This window comes from Stenotrophomonas sp. YJH_SMC_69 (assembly GCF_059370495.1).
This window is the reverse complement of the sequence record NZ_JCAFTS010000005.1, coordinates 204,270-222,806: the sequence shown is the minus strand read 5'-3', so window position 1 is coordinate 222,806 and position 18,537 is coordinate 204,270. Positions and strand designations below refer to the sequence as shown.

The 18,537-nt window shown below is 65.3% G+C and carries 20 protein-coding genes; 11 read left to right on the top strand and 9 right to left on the bottom strand.

Annotation, left to right across the window (positions count from 1 at the left end):
- Positions 1–13 precede the first annotated feature (13 nt).
- Positions 14–1,273, top strand: coding sequence for an alpha/beta hydrolase family protein (locus tag AC5P8F_RS11105; RefSeq protein ID WP_495228230.1), 1,260 nt, complete (start codon positions 14–16; stop codon positions 1,271–1,273).
- A gap of 17 nt (positions 1,274–1,290) precedes the next feature.
- On the opposite strand, the gene AC5P8F_RS11100 is transcribed toward AC5P8F_RS11105, so the two are convergent.
- From AC5P8F_RS11100 to AC5P8F_RS11080, 5 genes are all read right to left on the bottom strand, one after another.
- On the bottom strand, positions 1,291–2,307 hold the full coding sequence (locus tag AC5P8F_RS11100) for a DUF6896 domain-containing protein (RefSeq protein WP_495228174.1): 1,017 nt from the start codon (positions 2,305–2,307) through the stop codon (positions 1,291–1,293).
- 50 nt (positions 2,308–2,357) lie between these two features.
- Positions 2,358–2,816, bottom strand: a complete 459-nt coding sequence (locus tag AC5P8F_RS11095; protein ID WP_495228172.1) for an SRPBCC family protein — start codon at positions 2,814–2,816, stop codon at positions 2,358–2,360.
- Positions 2,817–2,818: 2 nt separating this feature from the next.
- On the bottom strand, positions 2,819–3,151 hold the full coding sequence (locus tag AC5P8F_RS11090) for an ArsR/SmtB family transcription factor (protein WP_014646883.1): 333 nt from the start codon (positions 3,149–3,151) through the stop codon (positions 2,819–2,821).
- A 10-nt stretch (positions 3,152–3,161) separates the two neighbouring features.
- On the bottom strand, positions 3,162–3,617 hold the full coding sequence (locus AC5P8F_RS11085; protein ID WP_032958113.1) for an SRPBCC family protein: 456 nt from the start codon (positions 3,615–3,617) through the stop codon (positions 3,162–3,164).
- A gap of 183 nt (positions 3,618–3,800) precedes the next feature.
- Positions 3,801–4,256 carry a MarR family winged helix-turn-helix transcriptional regulator gene (locus AC5P8F_RS11080; protein ID WP_014646885.1) on the bottom strand — a complete coding sequence of 152 codons (456 nt, stop codon included), beginning with the start codon at positions 4,254–4,256 and terminating at the stop codon, positions 3,801–3,803.
- 80 nt (positions 4,257–4,336) lie between these two features.
- Between AC5P8F_RS11080 and AC5P8F_RS11075 the strand changes: the two genes are divergently transcribed.
- The 3 genes from AC5P8F_RS11075 (at position 4,337) to AC5P8F_RS11065 (ending at position 8,066) form a co-directional block, all read left to right on the top strand.
- Positions 4,337–5,431, top strand: coding sequence for an FAD-dependent oxidoreductase (locus AC5P8F_RS11075; protein ID WP_495228169.1), 1,095 nt, complete (start codon positions 4,337–4,339; stop codon positions 5,429–5,431).
- A gap of 199 nt (positions 5,432–5,630) precedes the next feature.
- A complete protein-coding gene (locus AC5P8F_RS11070) occupies positions 5,631–6,155 on the top strand; it encodes a GNAT family N-acetyltransferase (protein WP_197605061.1) in 525 nt (174 codons plus the stop codon).
- A gap of 141 nt (positions 6,156–6,296) precedes the next feature.
- On the top strand, positions 6,297–8,066 hold the full coding sequence (locus AC5P8F_RS11065) for an oleate hydratase (protein ID WP_329855601.1): 1,770 nt from the start codon (positions 6,297–6,299) through the stop codon (positions 8,064–8,066).
- Between the two features lie 47 nt (positions 8,067–8,113).
- Here AC5P8F_RS11065 and AC5P8F_RS11060 read toward each other — a convergent pair whose 3' ends face one another.
- The gene (locus tag AC5P8F_RS11060) at positions 8,114–8,953 is read right to left on the bottom strand and encodes an oxidoreductase (protein WP_046430252.1); all 840 of its coding nucleotides are present in this window, start codon (positions 8,951–8,953) and stop codon (positions 8,114–8,116) included.
- Positions 8,954–9,055: 102 nt separating this feature from the next.
- Here AC5P8F_RS11060 and AC5P8F_RS11055 point away from each other — a divergent pair, with 102 nt between their 5' ends.
- The 3 genes from AC5P8F_RS11055 (at position 9,056) to AC5P8F_RS11045 (ending at position 11,294) form a co-directional block, all read left to right on the top strand.
- Positions 9,056–10,003: an AraC family transcriptional regulator gene (locus AC5P8F_RS11055; RefSeq protein WP_495228167.1), complete on the top strand. Its 948-nt coding sequence runs from the start codon at positions 9,056–9,058 to the stop codon at positions 10,001–10,003.
- 110 nt (positions 10,004–10,113) lie between these two features.
- Positions 10,114–10,701: a TetR/AcrR family transcriptional regulator gene (locus tag AC5P8F_RS11050; protein ID WP_049440761.1), complete on the top strand. Its 588-nt coding sequence runs from the start codon at positions 10,114–10,116 to the stop codon at positions 10,699–10,701.
- Between the two features lie 92 nt (positions 10,702–10,793).
- Entirely contained in the window at positions 10,794–11,294 is a 501-nt protein-coding gene (locus AC5P8F_RS11045; protein ID WP_057494058.1) for a hypothetical protein, read from the top strand.
- An 11-nt stretch (positions 11,295–11,305) separates the two neighbouring features.
- Here the strand turns inward: AC5P8F_RS11045 and AC5P8F_RS11040 are convergent, their stop codons facing one another.
- The 3 genes from AC5P8F_RS11040 to ftrA form a co-directional block, all read right to left on the bottom strand.
- Complete coding sequence (locus tag AC5P8F_RS11040) at positions 11,306–11,773, bottom strand: chemotaxis protein CheW (RefSeq protein ID WP_495228165.1); 468 nt, start codon at positions 11,771–11,773, stop codon at positions 11,306–11,308.
- A 107-nt stretch (positions 11,774–11,880) separates the two neighbouring features.
- Positions 11,881–12,315 carry a BLUF domain-containing protein gene (locus AC5P8F_RS11035; RefSeq protein ID WP_495228163.1) on the bottom strand — a complete coding sequence of 145 codons (435 nt, stop codon included), beginning with the start codon at positions 12,313–12,315 and terminating at the stop codon, positions 11,881–11,883.
- Positions 12,316–12,409: 94 nt separating this feature from the next.
- Positions 12,410–13,411 (bottom strand): transcriptional regulator FtrA, encoded by a 1,002-nt coding sequence (gene ftrA, locus AC5P8F_RS11030; RefSeq protein WP_014646895.1) that lies wholly within the window; start codon positions 13,409–13,411, stop codon positions 12,410–12,412.
- Between the two features lie 328 nt (positions 13,412–13,739).
- Here ftrA and AC5P8F_RS11025 point away from each other — a divergent pair, with 328 nt between their 5' ends.
- The 4 genes from AC5P8F_RS11025 to AC5P8F_RS11010 all read left to right on the top strand — a co-directional run bounded on the left by AC5P8F_RS11025 (position 13,740) and on the right by AC5P8F_RS11010 (position 18,527).
- Positions 13,740–16,316: a TonB-dependent receptor plug domain-containing protein gene (locus AC5P8F_RS11025; protein WP_495228162.1), complete on the top strand. Its 2,577-nt coding sequence runs from the start codon at positions 13,740–13,742 to the stop codon at positions 16,314–16,316.
- Between the two features lie 117 nt (positions 16,317–16,433).
- Entirely contained in the window at positions 16,434–17,015 is a 582-nt protein-coding gene (gene msuE / locus AC5P8F_RS11020) for an FMN reductase (protein ID WP_032960012.1), read from the top strand.
- A 157-nt stretch (positions 17,016–17,172) separates the two neighbouring features.
- Complete coding sequence (locus AC5P8F_RS11015) at positions 17,173–17,535, top strand: DUF3088 family protein (protein ID WP_197574368.1); 363 nt, start codon at positions 17,173–17,175, stop codon at positions 17,533–17,535.
- Positions 17,536–17,549: 14 nt separating this feature from the next.
- Positions 17,550–18,527 (top strand): MsnO8 family LLM class oxidoreductase, encoded by a 978-nt coding sequence (locus AC5P8F_RS11010; protein ID WP_262224675.1) that lies wholly within the window; start codon positions 17,550–17,552, stop codon positions 18,525–18,527.
- Positions 18,528–18,537 lie beyond the last annotated feature (10 nt).

Genomic DNA, 18,537 nt, shown 5'->3' with positions numbered 1-18,537 from the left:
GTTGTTGAGCGCGGTGCTGGTGTGTTCTGGCCTGCCGGTTGCAGCCGCCGAGCTGTGCACGGTCAGTGCCTACGGTGACGGGCAAGGCAACATCGTGGTGCTGGGCGCACCCGCTGCGGCGCCGGCCACAGGCCAGCGCTATCTGATGCTGGACGGGCGACGTGGCGCCACCGGTGATGCCAACGCGCCGGTGAGCTGCAGCGACGATGTGGTCAGCTTCAGGTCGTCTGCGGGAGCCACGCAGCGCTGGCAGCGACTGCCGACCCGCGATACCGATGCAACGTTCATCAGCGCGGGAACCAAGCTGGTTGGGCAGTTGATCGAGCCGGCAGGGCCGGCCGACCCGACGCGACCGCTGGTGGTGCTGGTGCACGGCTCGGAACGCACGATGGCGGCGGCGGCCATCTACCAGCGCATGCTGGTGGCGCAGGGGATTTCGGTCTTCGCTTACCAGAAGCGTGGGACCGGCGATTCGGAAGGCGAGTACACACAGAACTTCGAGCTGCTGGCCGACGACGCGGCGGCGGCGCTTGCTAAGGCACGTGAGCTGGCAGCGGGGCGTTTCGGCCGGGCCGGCTACTTCGGTGGCAGCCAGGGCGGGTGGATCGCACCGCTTGCGGCGACGCGCTCGCAGGCGGATTTCGTGGCGATCGGTTTCGGGCTGGTGGTGTCGCCCATCGAGGAGGACCGCGAGCAGCTGTTCGACGAGGCACGCCGCATGCAGCTGGATGCAACGGCGATGAAGCAGGTCGGCCAGCTTTCAGACGCGACCGCGCAGTTGATGCGCACGCATTTCACTGAAGGGTTCGAGGCGCTGGCGAAGGTGCGTACGCAGATCGGTGCCGCACCGTGGGCAAAGAACATCAGCGGCGAATACAGCGGCGACATGCTGCGCATGAGTGACGCTGACCTGCGCCGGATCGGTCGCGCGCGATTCGACAACCTGGAACTGATCTGGGACTACGACGCCGAGGCCGCGCTGCGCCGCCTGAAGGTGCCGTTGCTGTGGGTGCTGGCCGAGCAGGACCGCGCCGCGCCGATTGCCGCCACGCGTTCGATCCTGTCGCGCCTGCGCGCGTCGGGGCAACCGATCGACACCTACCTGTTCCCGGATACCGACCACGGCATGGTCGAGTTCCGCACCGATGCCGAGGGCAACCGGGTGTCGACACGGATCACCGACGGCTACCTGCGCCTGCTGGCCGATTGGATCAAGCAGGATGTGCATGGCAGTTATGGGCGGTCGCGCAGATTGAGCGAAATGAAAAAATAGGGAGCCTCGATTGCGACCTATTTTTCTGAAGTAGGCATGGTAGTTGATCTACGTCGTTTTCGCTCCCGAGCCACGCTCCTCACTACACTCTCTGCCATTCTTCCGGTTTCCAAGTAGTACACCTCGGCCGTTATTCTGTAATTTGAGAAGAACTCTGCAAGTTGACGATGTAGCTCCGTTGCCCATCTCAATCTTTGACCATCCTGCGAGAAAAACGCTTCTAGAGCCTTGGCATCAGTGAGTAGATGGAAGACATTGTTTCGCAGAATTCTTAGGGAATTAGCGTGCTTCTTGAATAGGCTGTTCAGTTCGTCTAGCAGCGGAATCGCTTCCTGAAAAGAGTGATGGCGCCTTCTCTGAAGTAGTAGTCTTACCCCGATCGACTGAATGCCTTCCATTGTTGAGTGCAGATATCCCAGCCATGACAGCAGGTAGACGCGGAGTCCTATTCTCTTCAATCGGCTCAGTCCCTTATGCTTCTCTGCGTAACGGACGGTTGAATTGTAGTGTCCGAGCATCACGTCGGCCGAGAGAAAGCATTCAGAGTGCAGTGTTAGTATCCTGTCCTGAGACTGGTGGGGCAGGCCACAGCCATCCGTCAGGATTCGATTTACATCCTGGTTCTTGCTGATTGCAATGTCTGCAACGTAATACAGGCCATAGGGGGCTTGGATTAGTTCACCTTTGATGATCCCATCTTTCAGCCATACTCCGAGCTCGGGGCGAGTCGAGGTCGGGTAGGCATCGCGCCTGCTGTCCAAGAAGCATTCAAGACGCCATCTGTCAAATCCAGTGGTCTCTCCTTGATCTCCAAAGTCAAAATCAACTTGTCCGTCAGGTAGATCCAGCCAGATTCCGCGGCCATGCCTTTGGTAGCTCACACCTCCGACGAGCTTTCCCTCTCGGGGATCGGTCCGAAGGGTCCACTCGTGGCTGCTATATGGCATTTCAATGCCAGATTCTCTCAGAATCTTTACTGCGTACGATACTTGCTTCTGATAGTCGCGAATGAGATTCGCGAAGGCTAGTTCCATGGTCTGTCGTCAATGATTGGCGATGTCTGATTCTGGTGAATCTATTCTGCTCATCTCGGCTTCGCAAACACATCCAGCCCCTTGCCGGTTTCCAGCAGCGACTTCAGGCTCGACAGCACGATCGGCCAGCCCTGGCGGATGCCGGTATCCATGCCGCTGCCGGGTTCCAGTTCCTCATGGGTAACCGTCAGCCGCACCATGTCCTGGTAGGGCACGATGTCGAAGGTGACGCGGCTGTAGGCAGCGGGATTGTCGGCCTGCGAGGCGGCGGCCCAGGTGATGACCAGCCGCGAGGGCGGGGTGCTTTCCACCACTTCGCCGACCAGCTCGACCGAGCGCGTTTCATTTGCACGCACGTGCTGCCAGCGCGAGCCCGGTTTCCAGTCCGAGACGTTCTCGTGACCCCAATAGCGACTGGCGATCTCGGGGCGGGTGATGGCCTCGAACACCTTCTGTGGGGTGGAGGCGACATAGATCACGTGGATGAAGCGGGTTGACTCTGCAGACATCGTCATTCTCCTTCCAGTTCGCGTTTCAGGTCATGCAGCAGGCTCAGGCGCTGCTGCTCGAACTTGCGTACCCAGCGTTCGTAGACTTCATGCAGGGGCACCGGGTTGATGAAGTGCAGCTTCTCGCGGCCACGGCGCACGGTACTGATCAGGTTGGCGTCTTCCAGCAGGCCCAGGTGCTGGGTGACCGATTGCCGGGCCATGTCCAGGTGTTCGCACAGCTGGCCCAGCGTCTGCCCGTTGTCCTTGCAGAGCAGATCCAGCAGCGTCCGGCGCGTGGGATCGGCCAGTGCCTTGAACACCTTGTCTGCGTCGCGCAGGTGGTCTACCGCCATGGGGAGGTCTTCAATTCCAGTTGTCGATCCTGACGTCGTGTGGGTTGGGCTGGCCCTTGCCGGTTTCCAGCAGTGCCTTCAGGCTCATCAGGAACACCGCCCACTTGGTGCTGCAGTGGGAGGTGAACTCGACACGTTCCTTCCAGCCTTCGTGGGTGAACAGCACGATGCAGTAGTCGCCTTCCTGCTTCAGCGCGAAGCGCGCGTGGGTGCCGATCCATTCGGCGGGGCCGGCGAGGAACCGCCACAGCACGAGCTCGCCTGGAACAAGCTGCTCAAGCTTCATCTCCATGGCGCCGATTTCCTGGCCGTTGTTGGTGAAACGGACCTTGACCGTGCCGCCGGCTTCGTGGTCGCCGTGCGCGTCTTCGGCCCACCAGGCGGCCACGCCTTCGGGGGTGGCCAGCGCCTGGTACACCTGGCTTGCGGGGGCCTTGATGCCGACCCTGTGTGCGATATCCACCATTGCAGGTTCCTCGCGATGGGCCGGCAGGCGCCGCCCTTGAGTGGACTATATGCAGGTAAATGCCTGCATGTCAAACCCCGCCACGAACGCCCGGGCGTGGTAGTGCCGGCCGCTGGCCGGCATCCCGGTGGCGTTGGGTGCGTGCAGTTGCCGGCCAGCGGCCGGCACTACCGGGGCGATGGCTCAGTTCTCCGCGTCCTGAAGGGCGGCATGCAGTTTGTCGGTGATCCGCTGCAGTGCGGCACGATCATCCGCGGAGAGATGGTCGAGAAAATACCGGCGGACACCGGCGGCGTGTACCGGCCGTGCCGCGCGCAGCTGCGCGTGCCCTTCTGTGGTCATGCGGATCACTACGACGTTTTCGCTGTCGGTATCGCGTTCGATCAGGCCACGGCCCGCCATGCGGGTCAGCTGGTGCGAGAGGCGCGTCTTGTCCCATTCCAGGTAGTCCAGCAGTTCGCGCTGGCGGCGGCAGCGATCCTTGGACTGGTTCAGCTCCATCAGCACGATGAAGTCGGCCCTTGAGAGCCCGGTGCTACGGGTGATGTCCTGGACGATGCGGCCGGAGGTGATTTCTGCCATGCGCCGGAAGCCGCGCCAGGTGGCCCATTCGTCGGGTGTGATGCTGGGGGAGGTCATGGCCGAACGTTGCCGGGCAATGGTTGACATGTCAACCCTTGCGGCATACGGTTGACGTATCAACTAACCTGGATCGCGCCATGCAGCACCCTCCCCGTATTGCCGTCATCGGCGCAGGCCCCGCTGGCCTCACCGCTGCGCTCATCCTGCATCGGGGCGGTCACCCCGTGAGCGTGTACGAGGGCGAAGCATCCGGGCAGCAGCGCACACAGGGCGGCACGCTGGATCTGCACGACGATTCCGGGCAGGTGGCGCTGCAGCGCGCGGGCCTGCTGGAGGCCTTCCGTGCGGTGGCGCGGCATGAGGGGCAGGAGGCGCGGATGGGCGATCCGTGGTCCGGGGAGATCACCACCGGCGGGTTCGGGCCGGAAGGGAGCAAGGACAAGCCGGAGATCGACCGCGGCGACCTGCGCCAGCTGCTGCTGGACGCGCTGCCGGCGGACACGGTGCAGTGGGGCCACAGCCTGACCGCGCTGGTATCTGCACAGGCGAACGGCCACGGCCTGCGATTCGCCAACGGCGTGCAGCGCGAGGCGGACATCGTGATCGGTGCCGATGGTGCGTGGTCGAAAGTGCGCGCGGCCTTGAGTACGTGCCAGCCGGTGCCCACCGGCATTACCTTCTTCGAAGGTTGGATCGCACAGCCTGCTGCGGACATCGCAGCGATGGTCGGGCAGGGCAGCCTGTTCTGCTTTGGCGGCGAGGAGGCCTTGTTCGTGCAACGCAACAGCCGCGATCGGCTCTGCGTGTATGCGGCGCTGAAGCGCTCTTCCGAATGGCTTGATGCACAGATCGCGCAGCACGGCATACGGACGCTGGTGACAGGCTGCTATACCGGGTGGGCCACGAACCTTCGGCGCCTGCTGGAGGCCTGCACGGACTTCGTGCGGCGGCCGATCTACAGCCTGCCAGCGGATTTTTGCTGGGCCCCGCGCGATGGCGTGACCTTGATCGGCGATGCGGCGCATCTGATGCCGCCGGTGGGCGTGGGCGTGAACCTGGCGATGCTGGACGCGTCGGATGTGGCGATGGCGTTGTGCGCGCGGCCGGATGCGATCAGCGCGATGCGCGACGCCGAAGTGCTGGTGCGTGAACGCGCCCGCGCCCTGATGCCGGATGCGATCGAGGGGTTCCAGCGCTGGTTCACTACCGGAGGGGATGCTCCACGCGGTTGATGAAGCATTGAGTCTGTACGCACCTGCGACACTGGGAACAGCAGCAGAATCCTGGCGGCGCGCTGGAAGTCACATGGACTTCCGACTGCTTTGGTCCGGTACAGGTGGCCACGCTGGGGCACGCGCTAGACTGGTTGAACCGGCCGCCGCTCCCCTGTTTTCCAGGGTTGGGGAGCGTGGTCTGACAGGAGCGGAACGCATGACTGAAACCGGAAAGGACCCCTTGAACATCCGCCGCGCCAGCGCGGCCGATGCCCCCGCAGTGTTGGGGCTCTTTGACGAGGTGATCGAGTGGTTCGTGTCGATCGGCAATGTGCAGCAATGGGGCAGCGAACCGTGGTCGACGATGCCGCGCCGGATTGCCCAGGTCACCGAGGCGTGTGCACTGCCAGGCGCATGGGTGGCGCAGAACGAGCAGGGCGACGTGCGGGCGTTCCTGGCACTGGGCGAGTCGATGCCCTATGTGCCGGCCCCCACCGGGCCGGAGCTGTATGTGCGGGTTCTGGTGGCCTCGCGTGATGTGCGCGTGCGTGGCATCGGCCGCCGACTGATGGCGTTTGCCGACGAGCAGGCGCGCGCTGCCGGTGTCGACCATCTGCGTGTGGACTGCTACGCCGGAGGCAGCGGCGACCTGGTGCGCTTCTATGAATCCTGCGGGTATACGCGCATCGCGCCGTTCAACGTGGACGGCTGGCCAGGCATGCTGCTGGGAAGGACGCTCTGACGCGGCTGCGTCATTCCGTCGCAGCCTGCGTGCAGGAAACGATACATCGGATCGGCGCTAGAGTAGGGTCATGACCTGCATCGGATGGCTGTGTCATTCCGCTGCCGGTTCCTGATGACCCCCTCCAGGAAGGTGCAACGCATGTATTACAGCAGTGGCAACTACGAAGCCTTCGCGCGCCCGCGCAAGCCGGCCGGTGTGGATGGCAAGCGCGCCTGGTTTGTGGGCTCGGGCCTGGCCTCGCTGGCCGGCGCCGCGTTCCTGGTGCGCGACGGGCGCATGGCCGGTGAACGCATCACCATCCTTGAACAGCAGCAGATTCCCGGCGGCGCGCTGGATGGCCTGAAGGTGCCGGAGAAGGGCTTCGTGATCCGCGGCGGCCGCGAGATGGAAGACCACTTCGAGTGCCTGTGGGACCTGTTCCGCTCGATTCCGTCGCTGGAAATCGAGGATGCCAGTGTGCTGGACGAGTTCTACTGGTTGAACAAGGACGACCCGAACTACTCCCTGCAGCGCGCCACCATCAATCGCGGCGAAGATGCGCACACCGATGGCCTGTTCACGCTGACCGAGCAGGCCCAGAAGGACATCATCGCGCTGTTCCTGGCCACCCGGAAGGAGATGGAGAACAAGCGGATCGACGAGGTGCTGGGCCGCGACTTCCTGGACAGCAACTTCTGGCTGTACTGGCGCACGATGTTCGCGTTCGAAGAGTGGCATTCGGCGTTGGAGATGAAGCTGTACCTGCATCGCTTCATCCACCATATCGGCGGCCTGCCGGATTTCTCGGCGTTGAAGTTCACCAGGTACAACCAGTACGAATCGCTGGTGCTGCCGCTGGTGAAGTGGTTGCGGGACCAGGGCGTGGTGTTCCAGTACGGCACCGAAGTGACCGACGTTGACTTCGATCTGTCGGTCGGCCGCAAGCAGGCCACCCGAATCCACTGGACGCGCGAAGGCGTGGCCGGCGGCGTGGACCTGGGCGTGGATGATCTTGTTTTCATGACGATCGGTTCGCTGACCGAAAACTCGGATAATGGCGATCACCACACCGCGGCGCGTTTGAACGAAGGACCGGCGCCGGCCTGGGACCTGTGGCGCCGCATCGCCGCGAAGGACGAGGCCTTTGGCCGCCCGGACGTGTTCGGCGCGCATATCCCGCAGACCAAGTGGGAATCGGCGACAGTGACGACGCTGGATGCGCGCATTCCGGCCTACATCCAGAAGATCGCCAAGCGCGACCCGTTCAGTGGCAAGGTAGTGACCGGCGGCATCGTCAGCGTGCGCGACTCGCGCTGGCTGATGAGCTGGACGGTGAACCGCCAGCCGCATTTCAAGAACCAGCCCAAGGACCAGATCGTGGTCTGGGTGTACTCGCTGTTTGTGGATACGCCGGGCGACTACGTGAAAAAGCCGATGCAGGAGTGCACCGGCGAGGAGATCACCCGCGAGTGGCTGTACCACCTGGGCGTGCCGGTGGAAGAGATTGATGCGCTGGCCGCGACCGGTGCGAAGACGGTGCCGGTGATGATGCCGTACATCACGGCGTTCTTCATGCCACGCCAGGCCGGTGACCGCCCGGACGTGGTGCCGGACGGTGCGGTGAACTTCGCCTTCATCGGCCAGTTTGCCGAATCGAAGCAGCGCGACTGCATCTTCACCACCGAATATTCAGTGCGCACGCCGATGGAAGCGGTGTACACCCTGCTGGGGATCGAGCGCGGCGTGCCGGAGGTGTTCAATTCCACGTATGACGTGCGCTCGCTGCTGGCCGCCACCGGTCGCCTGCGCGATGGCAAGGAACTGGATATTCCCGGGCCTGCGTTCCTGCGCAATCTGCTGATGAACAAGCTGGACAAGACCCAGATCGGTGGCCTGCTACGCGAGTTCAAGCTGGTGCAGGAAGACTGAGCGGGCAGGGGGAGGTCGCCGGTGAGGGCATCGGCGGCCTCAAGATCTCACGCTACGCCGTCGGTCGAACGGCTCAGCTGTTCCCACGCGTCGATGCTACCGGCCATCGATGCCAGCTTTGCCCTCACCAGCTGCAGTGCATCACTGCCCAGCAGCAAGTGGCGGGGAGGAGCGTCGCTGTCGATGACCTGCAGCATGGCCTGCGCAGCCTTCACTGGATCACCGGGCTGGTGGCCACTCTTCGCCTCACGCGCGCTGCGGATGGGATCGAACAATGCGTCGTAGTCGTCAATGCTGCGCGGTGCCCGCACCATCGAGCGGCCTGCCCAGTCGGTGCGGAAGGAACCCGGCGCGACGGCCGTGACGTGGATACCAAACGGCGCGACTTCCTTGCCAAGCACTTCACTGATGCCCTCCAGCGCGAACTTGCTGCCGCAGTACCACGCGATGCCCGGCATCGTGATGAAACCACCCATGGAGGTGATGTTGAGGATATGGCCGCGGCGCCGGGCGCGCATGTGCGGCAGCACGGCCTTGATCAGCGCGGCTGGAGCGAATACGTTCACCTCGAATTGCTGCCGCAGCTCGGCGAGCGTGGATTCTTCGAGGATGCCTTCGTGGCCGTAGCCAGCGTTGTTGACCAGCACGTCGATGCTTCCGATGTTGGTTTCGATATCGGCGACGAGCGCATTGATGGCGGCGGTATCGGTTACGTCCAGCAGGCGACCGAATGCGCGGCCGGGAGCGAGCGCTTCGAGTACCTGGCGGTCGGTTTCGTTGCGCACGGTGCCGACCACGCGGTGGCCGGCCAGCAGGGCCTGCTGGGCAAGGGCGCGGCCGAATCCACTGCTGACACCGGTGATGAGGAGAAAGCGGGAAGGGGGCATGAGGGGGCGTTCGTGGTGGGCAGGGCTTGCACGTTAGTTCTTGAACGACCGGGGTCACAGGCCTAGGATTCGGCCATTCTTGCCTATTCCTCTGGAGTGCCTGTGGTCGATTCCCTGCAACGGCGGGTGCAGGCGCGCATGGTCGGCCTGCTGAAGACGCTGGCGGTGGAGGAGGGCTACACGCTCACGCGCCTGCCGGGGGTGCGGTTGCTGCGATCGGACCGGCCACTGGCGCGCACGCCGGTGTTGTACGACCCCGGCATCGTGATCGTCTGCCAGGGCGTGAAGCGTGGCTATCTGGGCGGGCAGGTCTACCAGTACGACGCGCAGCACTATCTGGCAGTGTCGGTGCCGGTGCCGTTCACGATGGAAACCGATGCGTCGGCCCAGGCGCCGCTGCTGGCGATCTACCTGCACCTGGATCTGCAGCTGGCGGCGGATCTGCTGATCGAACTGGGTGAACAGGAGGGCACCCCGCCGGCGACACCGGCGCAGGGCATGATGTCCAGCCCGATGCAGGCGCCGATGCAGGCCACGGTGCTGCGCCTGCTGGAGGCACTGGCTGAACCGTTGGAGGCTGCCGTGCTCGGCCCTGCGTTGGTGCGTGAGGTGTACTTCCGCGTGCTGACGGGTGCACAGGGCGGCGCAATGCGCGAGGCGCTGGCCATGCGCGGGCGCTTCGGCAGCATCGGCAGAGTGCTGCGGACGATCCATGCCGGATATGCCACCACCCTGGACGTGGGGCAACTGGCCACCGAAGCGGGCATGAGTGTGGCGACCTTCCACGACCACTTCCGCGCGATTACCGGCACGTCGCCGATGCAGTACGTGAAGTCGACCCGCCTGCACCAGGCACGGTTGCTGATGCTGCGGCAGGGGATGACCGCCGAAGCGGCATCGCTGGCGGTGGGGTATGCCAGCCCATCGCAGTTCAACCGTGAGTTCAAGCGCCTGTTCGCGTTGCCGCCGGCGGCCGAGGTCGCGCGGATGCGGCGCAGTTTCGCGCTGCCACCTCCGCCAGCCGATGCGGTGTACGTGTCTTCGCATTGAGGGGCAATCGAAGGTCACGTTGCCAGCGGCCGGCTCTGCCGGGAATGATGCCTGACGGGTGCAGCAGAGAGGGGTTGACAGGATGTCTACCTACTAGTAGGTTTATTGCCATGAAAGAGTCGCTCTCACCCAAGGCCCAGGAAATCCTGGCCCATGCCCGTGCGCTGCTGGAAGCCGGTGGCTACAACGGCTTCAGCTACGCCGACGTGTCGGCGCGGGTGAACATCAGCAAGGCCAGCATCCATCACCACTTCCCCAGCAAGGCGGATCTGGTGCGCACGGTGGTCGAGCTGTACCGGGCCGAAGCGCGCGAAGGCCTGGCGTTGCTGGACCGGCAGTTGGCCGACCCGCTGCAGGAGCTCAACGCCTATGTGGATTACTGGTCCAGCTGCATTGCAGGGGGTACGTCCTCGTTCTGCATCTGCGCGATGCTGGCCGCCGAAGCGCCGATGATTCCGGCAGAGATCGCTGAGGAAGTGCGCGGCCATTTCGAGGACCTGAGCGGCTGGCTGGCAGTGACGCTGGAGAAGGGCGTTTCGATGGGCCAACTGCAGTTGCAGGGCTCGGCGGCCGATGAGGCCAAGGCGTTCATGTCATCGGTGCACGGCGCAATGCTGGCCGCGCGCGGTTTCGGTGATGCGGCGACCTTCGCGGCACTGGCGCGGTTGGCGATCGCGCGGGTGAGCGCGGCGTCCTGAGAGATGTGTGGTGGGCCTGCGGCGACGCGGGCCTTCTTTTTGAGTCCAATGCCTACCTACTAGTAGGTTCATTCTGTCCCTGGAGATGTCCCATGTCCCACCCTCTGTCCACACTTGGCGTGATCCATACCGCTGTCAGCCTGATCCCGGTGTTGAGTGGCCTGTATGCCTTCATTCGCCACCGCGCAATCGATCCCGCCACGCGCGCGGGCAAGCTGTACCTGGTGGGGCTGGTGCTATCGGTGGCCACCTCGTTCACCGTGTCCAGCACGGGCGGGATCAACCCCGGCCACGCATTCGGGGTGATCGTGCTGCTGGTGGCATTCGGCGGCGTGCTGGCCGCGCGGCTGCGCTGGCTGGGGCGCGCCGCGCGTTACCTGTCGACCTTCGCACTGTCGTTCAGCTTCCTGCTCTCGTTGGTGCCCGGCGTCAACGAAACGCTGACCCGCCTGCCGGCAGCGCATCCGATTGCGGCGGCACCGATGGCCCCGGTGGTGCTGCACACGCTGCTGGCCTGCCTGGTGGTGTTCGTGATCGGCTTTGCCGCGCAGTGCTGGAGGCTGCGAAACCGTGCCTTGGCAGGACGATCCTGAGACGCCGCCGGTCACCCCTGCGCGGGAAGTGCGCCCAGCAGTGCCGCCGGTTCGATCAGTGCAGCCGAGCGCGCCGGATCGAGTTGAATGTGCCGGCTGCAGAAGCAGAACGATTGGCCCGCTGCAGGCTCGGGGGTGTTCGCGCTCGCGTCCGGCGTCTCGATCTCCAGCACTTCGTCCACGGCCAGCGCCAGGGTTGCGGTGCCGGCGTTGATCAGCAGCATGGCCGGGCTGCCACCCTCGAATGCCGGTTGGCCGCTCATGCGGCGCAGGTCGACGACGGGTAATGGCTGCCCACGGACCTCCAGGGTCGGCCTGCCGTTGCGGTCTGCAGGGCCGAATGCCTCCGGACCGCGGATTTCGACCGCCGCCTGGATGTCGATGGCGAACAGGACGGTGCCTGCACGCACGACGACGATCTCGAACAGGTCGGCAGGCGATGCGCGTGTTTCCGTTGCAGGGTGGGCGGGTAAGGGCATGCGATGGGCGTGGCGAAGACGATGGGAAAGGAGATCTGGATGATGACGCCTGAACGCAGCGCGCGGCCGCGTCGGCGTGCGCGTGCGAGGCGATGGTTCAGTGTGTATCAGGCGGCTGCGCGTGGCGCGCCGACGCTGCCGACGCGTGGAAAATGCGGACGCAGCAGGCCGACGAGCTGGTCCATGCCCGGAATGGAATGGCCGAACTCGTCCCAGCGCGCATTCACCAGGCCGGACACCACGATCTGCCCGGTCTCGATGTGGGTCATTGCCCAGTACGGAACGGCACGCGCGCTGATGGCCATGTCCAGTACCGGCACGACGGCAGCATGCGAGCGGCTGTCATGGATGCGGCGCTTGACTGCTTCCAGGGCGTCGGGCGGGCCTTCGATGTACTGGAAAAACCGCTGCCCGTCGACGATCAGCGCACCGGTAACGTCCACCCGGCGATTGAACGTGGCAGATTGCGAGACGATCTGGTGGAGGGCGTGATTGGACAGCCCAGCCGACATGCGGCTGGAGTAAGCAAATGCATGGAGCATGGAAGGGGCTTCTTGTGACGCACGTCACTATACGCACGCAAGCCCGGACCGTCGTGAGGCTTTGCTCACGCCACGCTTGGCTCCGCGCACTGGATCAACAGCCCACCAACCGGTCGGCACCGAGACCGCCGCGATGCTGGCTGCGGTACTCGGTAGGGCTCGCGTCGACCTGACCGCGGAAGTGCCGACGGAACGATTCCTGCGAACCAAAGCCGGCCTGTTCTGCAATCCACTGCAGTGGCCGGTCAGTGGTTTCCAGCAGCTCGCGCGCGAAAGCCACGCGCTCGCGGATCAGCCAGTCGATCGGCGACAGGCCGGTGGCGTCCAGGAACTGCCGCTGCAGCGTGCGTTGGCTGAGCGCGGCCTGCTCGGCGAGGCTGCCCAGCGAGTGGGGCTCGCGCAGGTTGCGGCGCATCCATTCCATCAGCTTTGCCAAGCGGGTGGGCTCGCCGTGGGGAATGGCGCGGCTGACGCGCTGGCTGCGCCCGGCATCACGCCACGGTGCCAGGACCAGCCGTTCGGCCACCAGGTTGGCCACGCGCGCGCCGTAATCCTTGCGCACCATGTGCAGCATCATGTCCATGCCGGTGGCCGAGCCGGCCGAAGTGATGATGCTGCCGGTATCCACGTACAGCGCATCCTCGCGCACATCGATGCGTGGGAACTCGCGTGCCAGCGCTTCGGTGAGGCGCCAGTGGGTGGTGGCCTGGCGGCCATCGAGCAGCCCGGCCCAGGCCAGCACGAAGGCACCGGAGCAGATCGAGGCGATGCGCGCGCCACGTGCGTGGGCACGGATCAGTGCATCGAGCAGTGCCTGCGGTGGGCGCTCGCTGGGTTCGCGCCAACCGGGAATGACGATGATGTCGGCGTCATCAACCGCGCTGAGATCGTAGGGAAGCTGCACCTGCGCATTGCCGAGCATGCGCAGCGCACCGGGTTCGCCCGCGCACAGCTGGGTGCGGTACCAGGCCACGCCGAGTTCCGGCCGCACCGGCGCGAACAGGCCAACCGCGCAGCCGAACTCGAACAGCCCCTGGCCGTGGCAGGCGACGATGGCAACGAGCGGCGCGGTGGGATCGGCGGGTGGGCTGGGCATGGCTTGATGCTACGGGTGGCGGTGCGTGGCGTTGCGTGATGCGCGGGCATGAGGTGATGCCGGGCGGGCATATGGGAACCGGGGTCGGATCCCTTCCGCAGGAAGGGCTCTGACCCCGTGGTGGGGAGGCGTGCGTGGGGTCAGAGCCCTTTCCTATGGAAAGGGATCCGACTCCGTGGGGGACCCTGTGCGTGTGCGCCGCCTAACGTCATTACCAGCGGTCATGTGGGTGGCCGGATGTTACGGCTGGGTGACGCGATCGCGCCTGTCGCACCAGGTGAACAGGCCCTTGAATGGAAGCGTGTTTCCGGCCCCCCCACGAGCCCCCATGCCTGCCGCCCACGCCCCTGTCCTGAGCACTCTCGCTGTTCTGATCACAGCCATCCTTGCCGCCTCGCCCAGCCATGCGGCTGAAGCAGACGCAGATCCTGCTGCCACCGCCGCGACAGCCAACGTGGCAGCGTCCACGCTGGATGCGGTGGTGGTCACCGGCTCACGCACCAGCACGCGCACGGTGAAGAACAGTTCCACGCCCATCGATGTGATCTCTGCAGAGGACCTCGCCGCGACCGGGCAGGGCAACCTGCTGGAAGCGCTGCAGCGCAGCCTGCCGTCGCTGAGCCAGATCGGCGGCTACCAGAGCGACCAGGAGAGCCTGATCCGTGGCTACCAGCTGCGCAACCTGTCGCCGGGCTACACGCTGGTGCTGGTGAACGGCAAGCGCCGCAATGCCAGCGCTTACGTGAGTGGCGCAAACGGTGGTGGCTTTCCGGGCCACGCCTGGGCCGACCTGGCGTTGATTCCGGTCTCGGCCATCGACCACGTGGAAGTGCTGCGCGATGGTGCGTCGGCCATCTATGGCTCGGACGCGATCACCGGCGTGGTCAACGTGATCCTGAAATCGCAGGCGCACGGTGGCGATGTGTCGGTGGAGAGCGGGCAGAGCATCGATGGTGATGGTTCGCGTACCAGCGTGCGCGCCAATGTCGGCCTGCCGTGGGGCCAGGATGGCTTCGTCAACCTGTCCGGCGAGAACACGCGGCAGCACCACGCGATCCGCACCCGTCGCTACATCGATGGCTACCTGAGCTATCCGGCAGTAGATGCCAACGGCAACCGGGTCGCACTGCGCCCGAACAATCGCTTGCCGACGGGTGCATCGCCGAACCCGGCCGAGGCCAACCGCGATGCCGAGGCCAACACCATCCTCAGTTCGCCGTCGTACGCGTTGAAGGCTTTCGCAGTGAATGCAGGCCATGGCCTGGGCGAGAGCGCGCAGTTCTACGCCAACGCCACGGCCAGTGACCGCACCGCGCAGGCGATCCAGAACTTCCGCCTGCCGGCGACCATCTTCACCACCTACAAGGCACCCGGCGTGCTGAGCGTGTTTCCCGATGGCTTCCTGCCGGTGCTGGAGACCAAGGAAAAGCAGTACACCGGCACTGCGGGCGTGAAGGGGCAGATCGCGGGCTGGGATTACGACGCCAGCCTGACCGGCAACCGCAGCACGGTGCGCACCTATACCCGCAATTCGGTGAACTACTCGCTGCCGTATCCCGGTTCGCCCACTGACTTCTATGACGGCAAGCTGGACTACCAGCAGGGGATCGCCAACCTCGACCTGCGCCGTGGCTTCGAGGTGGCGGCCTTTGCGTCGCCGCTGGAAGTGAGCGCAGGCGCCGAGTACCAGCACGAACAGTACGAACGCGGGGCCGGGCAGTGGGAGTCGTACACCGGCTTCGGTGCCGCGGCGTTCGTGGGCTACTCCACAGCCGATGCGGCGAAGGCGACGCGCAACAGCAAGGCGGTCTATGTGGGCGCGGCCAGCAACATCACCTCGCGCTGGTATCTGGATGCGGCGGCGCGCTGGGAAGATCATTCCGACTTCGGCAGCGTGTCCACTGGCCGCCTGACCACGCGCTTCGACTTCACCGACGCGTTGGGTGTACGCGCGACGGTCAGCAACGGCTTCCATGCGCCCAGCCTGGGCGCACAGTTCTACCAGGCCACGGGCAGCTGCCCGTGCGGGACCACGCTGGTGGCGCAGGTGTCTTCACCGGCGGCGGTTGCGCTGGGTGCTACGCCGCTGAAGCCCGAGAAAGCCACCAACTACAGCCTGGGCGTGACCTGGGACCCGAGCCCTGCATTCCATCTGGCCGTGGATGCGTACCAGATCGACATCCGTGGCCAGCTGGGCCAGTCCAGCCAGATCGGCTACAACGCGCAGGATCCGGCGCGCATCACCGACAACAGCGGTACGGTGTTGAGCGCGGCGCAGAAGAACACCATCGATGCGCTGCTGGGTTCGGCCGGCATCAGCATCCTGCCGGGTGATGCGTTCTACGCCAGCTACTTCACCAATGTGGGCAATACCCGCACGCGCGGTGTCGAGCTGACCCTGGAAGCCAACCAGGACACTGCGTGGGGCAAGCTGCGCTGGAGCTACGCGGCCAACGTCGGCCGTACCACCATCCAGAAGGTGAGCGACATTCCGGCGGCGCTGCAGGGGCTGCCGAACATCAACCTGCTGACCAAGAGCAGCGAATACGCGCTGCGCTTCCGCACGCCCAGCTACACCCAGGTAGCCGGGCTGGGCTGGCAGAACGGGCGCTGGCGCTCGAACGTCGATTTCACCTACTACGGCCCGATCAAGCGCCTGAACAACGGCGTGGAGTACAAACAGCCGCCGGTGCTGGTGACCAACCTGTCCGGCGGCGTGGAGCTGGGGGCGGGCTGGAGCGCGGCGCTGGGGATCAACAATGTGTTCGACAAGCGCACGCGCAAGGTGCCGGAGTACGCGCGCAGTGCTACCGATGTGGCGAGCATCGAGACGACGTGGGACAGCGGCGATGTGCTGGGCAACGTCGGGGCGTATTGGTATGGGCGGATCAGTTACCGGTTCTGATCTGGGGCAGCCGAGCATGGCTCGGCTCTACAAAGGCGGGAAGCAGCCGAGCATGGCTCGGCTCTACAAAAGACGAAGTGCGGCCGGAGGTAGTTCGGCATTATCGAGGAGCAATTCATGTCTTCTGCATTGAAGGTGGTTGCATTGGTGGGGTCACCGACCAGTTCGGCGACATCGCGCACGTTGCTGCTGGTGCGGCATCTGCTGGCGTCGCTGCAGCAACGCGTGCATGCCAGCGTGGAGCTGGTGGAGCTGGCGCCGATCGCGCGCTCGCTGGGCCAGTCGTTGTCGCGCGATGAGGCGGGGCCGGAGGTGGAGCAGGCGCTGCAGAGCATCGAGGCCGCAGAGCTGCTGGTGGTGGCCGCGCCGGTCTATCGCGGCTCGTATCCCGGGTTGTTCAAGCACCTGGTCGACTTCGTCGGGCTGGAGGCGCTGGTGGATACGCCGGTGCTGCTGGCGGCGACCGGTGGCAGCGAGCGCCATGCGCTGGTGATCGACCACCAGTTGCGGCCGTTGTTCAGTTTCCTGCAGGCGCACACGCTGCCGATCGGGGTGTATGCCACGCCTGCCGACTTCGACGGCGAGCACATCAACAGTGCTGCCTTGCAGGCACGCATCGCGCTGGCAGCCGAGCGTGCGGCCGGCCACCTGGCGACGCAGGCGCTGGCGGTAGCGGCGCCGCTGCGACGCATCGCCTGACGCCATAACCGGCGGCGCTTTGCTTATGGCCACGCTGCATCTGCATGGCCGGATCTGACCGCCGATTGTCGCCAGGCGTCGCTGCCGCAGCCGCAGGCATCTCTAGCATCGATATCGAAGCGGCATCGCATTGCCGGCCCAGATGAGGACCCCCCCAGTGAAGCTCGACGCAGCAAGCAAACCCATCCTGTTCCTGCTCGATCGCGAGTTCGAGGACGGCCAGATTCCCGGCCAGCGCTTCTTCTGCCGGCACAGCCTGTTACTGGAAGGTGCACTGTCGAGCATCGACGGCCTTGATGCGCAGCTGGACGTACGTCGCATCGGCTTCGCGCGGCCGCGCCGCGAGGTGATCGCCGAGATCGGCGAGCAGGACCAGTCGTTGCCCAAGCTGGTGCTGCCGCAGGGCGTACGCAGCGACCTGGCCAGTGGCGCGCACCAGGACCGGCAGTACATCTCCGGTGCCGAACCGATCCTGGCCGCACTGAACGGATTGCTCGGCATTCCCGTGGCCCACCCCTGAGCGAGGACGCGACCGTGAGCTATCAGATCAGCGTGCTGGACAAGAGCCCGGTAGCCGAGGGCGCTTCGCCGGAGCAGGCGCTGCGCAACAGCCTGCAGCTGGCGCAGCGCGCCGAACAGCTGGGCTATCACCGCTACTGGTTTGCCGAGCACCATGCCGCACCGACGTTGGCCAGCCCTGCACCGGAAGTGCTGGCGGCCTGGGTGCTGGCGCAGACCCGGCGCATCCGCATCGGCAGTGGCGGGGTGATGCTGCGCCACTACGCGCCGTACAAGGTGGCGGAGAACTTCAACCTGCTGGCGGCGCTGGCGCCGGGGCGCGTGGATCTGGGCGTGGGCAAGGCCCCCGGCGGCCTGCCGGCCTCGACTGCCGCGCTGGCAGCCGGGCGTCCGCCGTTCGCTGATTTCGACCAGCAACTGCGCGACCTGGAGGGTTATCTGGCCGGCGCCGAAAGCGAGGCGCTGGCGCGGCCGCTTCCGCAGCAGGCGCCGGAGCGTTTCCTGCTCGGCGCAAGTCCACAGAGTGCAAAGCAGGCGGCCGAACTGGGCTGGCGCTTCGTCTACGCCGCGCACTTCGATGGTGACCCGAAGCACATCGAGGCCGCGTTCGACGCCTACCGCAGCGTCGCCTCGCAGCCGCCGCTGCTGGCCACGGTGGCCTTCGCCGCACCGACTGCGGAAGCCGCTTCGCGTCATATCGGTGCGCTGCGCGTCTACAAGCTGCACCTCGGTCCCGGGCAGGCGGTGAACCTGCCCAGCGCCGAGGCAGCTGCCGAGTACGCGCGCCAGGTGGGGGTGGCCGACTTCCGCATCGAGGAAGCGCGCCCCAGCGTGCTGTCCGGTGATGCGCAGCACGTGCGCGGCGAACTGGATGCGCTGCACCGGCGTTTCGGCGTGGGCGAGTTCATCCTCGATGCGCCGGTGGCCGACCTCGACGCACGCCTGACATCCCTTGAACTGCTGTCGCCCGCGCCGCGCGCGGCGGTGGCCTGACCTGCAGGAG

Bases quoted from the DNA above. Each gene is read 5' to 3' on its own strand.
- AC5P8F_RS11075 (WP_495228169.1), top strand. From the start codon at position 4,337: ATGCAGCACCCTCCCCGTATTGCCGTCATCGGCGCAGGCCCCGCTGGC.
- AC5P8F_RS11045 (WP_057494058.1), top strand. From the start codon at position 10,794: ATGTCCCACCCTCTGTCCACACTTGGCGTGATCCATACCGCTGTCAGC.
- AC5P8F_RS11070 (WP_197605061.1), top strand. From the start codon at position 5,631: ATGACTGAAACCGGAAAGGACCCCTTGAACATCCGCCGCGCCAGCGCG.
- AC5P8F_RS11085 (WP_032958113.1), bottom strand. From the start codon at position 3,617: ATGGTGGATATCGCACACAGGGTCGGCATCAAGGCCCCCGCAAGCCAG.
- msuE (WP_032960012.1), top strand. From the start codon at position 16,434: ATGTCTTCTGCATTGAAGGTGGTTGCATTGGTGGGGTCACCGACCAGT.
- ftrA (WP_014646895.1), bottom strand. From the start codon at position 13,411: ATGCCCAGCCCACCCGCCGATCCCACCGCGCCGCTCGTTGCCATCGTC.
- AC5P8F_RS11095 (WP_495228172.1), bottom strand. From the start codon at position 2,816: ATGTCTGCAGAGTCAACCCGCTTCATCCACGTGATCTATGTCGCCTCC.
- AC5P8F_RS11065 (WP_329855601.1), top strand. From the start codon at position 6,297: ATGTATTACAGCAGTGGCAACTACGAAGCCTTCGCGCGCCCGCGCAAG.
- AC5P8F_RS11080 (WP_014646885.1), bottom strand. From the start codon at position 4,256: ATGACCTCCCCCAGCATCACACCCGACGAATGGGCCACCTGGCGCGGC.
- AC5P8F_RS11040 (WP_495228165.1), bottom strand. From the start codon at position 11,773: ATGCCCTTACCCGCCCACCCTGCAACGGAAACACGCGCATCGCCTGCC.
- AC5P8F_RS11090 (WP_014646883.1), bottom strand. From the start codon at position 3,151: ATGGCGGTAGACCACCTGCGCGACGCAGACAAGGTGTTCAAGGCACTG.
- AC5P8F_RS11050 (WP_049440761.1), top strand. From the start codon at position 10,114: ATGAAAGAGTCGCTCTCACCCAAGGCCCAGGAAATCCTGGCCCATGCC.
- AC5P8F_RS11035 (WP_495228163.1), bottom strand. From the start codon at position 12,315: ATGCTCCATGCATTTGCTTACTCCAGCCGCATGTCGGCTGGGCTGTCC.
- AC5P8F_RS11060 (WP_046430252.1), bottom strand. From the start codon at position 8,953: ATGCCCCCTTCCCGCTTTCTCCTCATCACCGGTGTCAGCAGTGGATTC.
- AC5P8F_RS11025 (WP_495228162.1), top strand. From the start codon at position 13,740: ATGCCTGCCGCCCACGCCCCTGTCCTGAGCACTCTCGCTGTTCTGATC.
- AC5P8F_RS11100 (WP_495228174.1), bottom strand. From the start codon at position 2,307: ATGGAACTAGCCTTCGCGAATCTCATTCGCGACTATCAGAAGCAAGTA.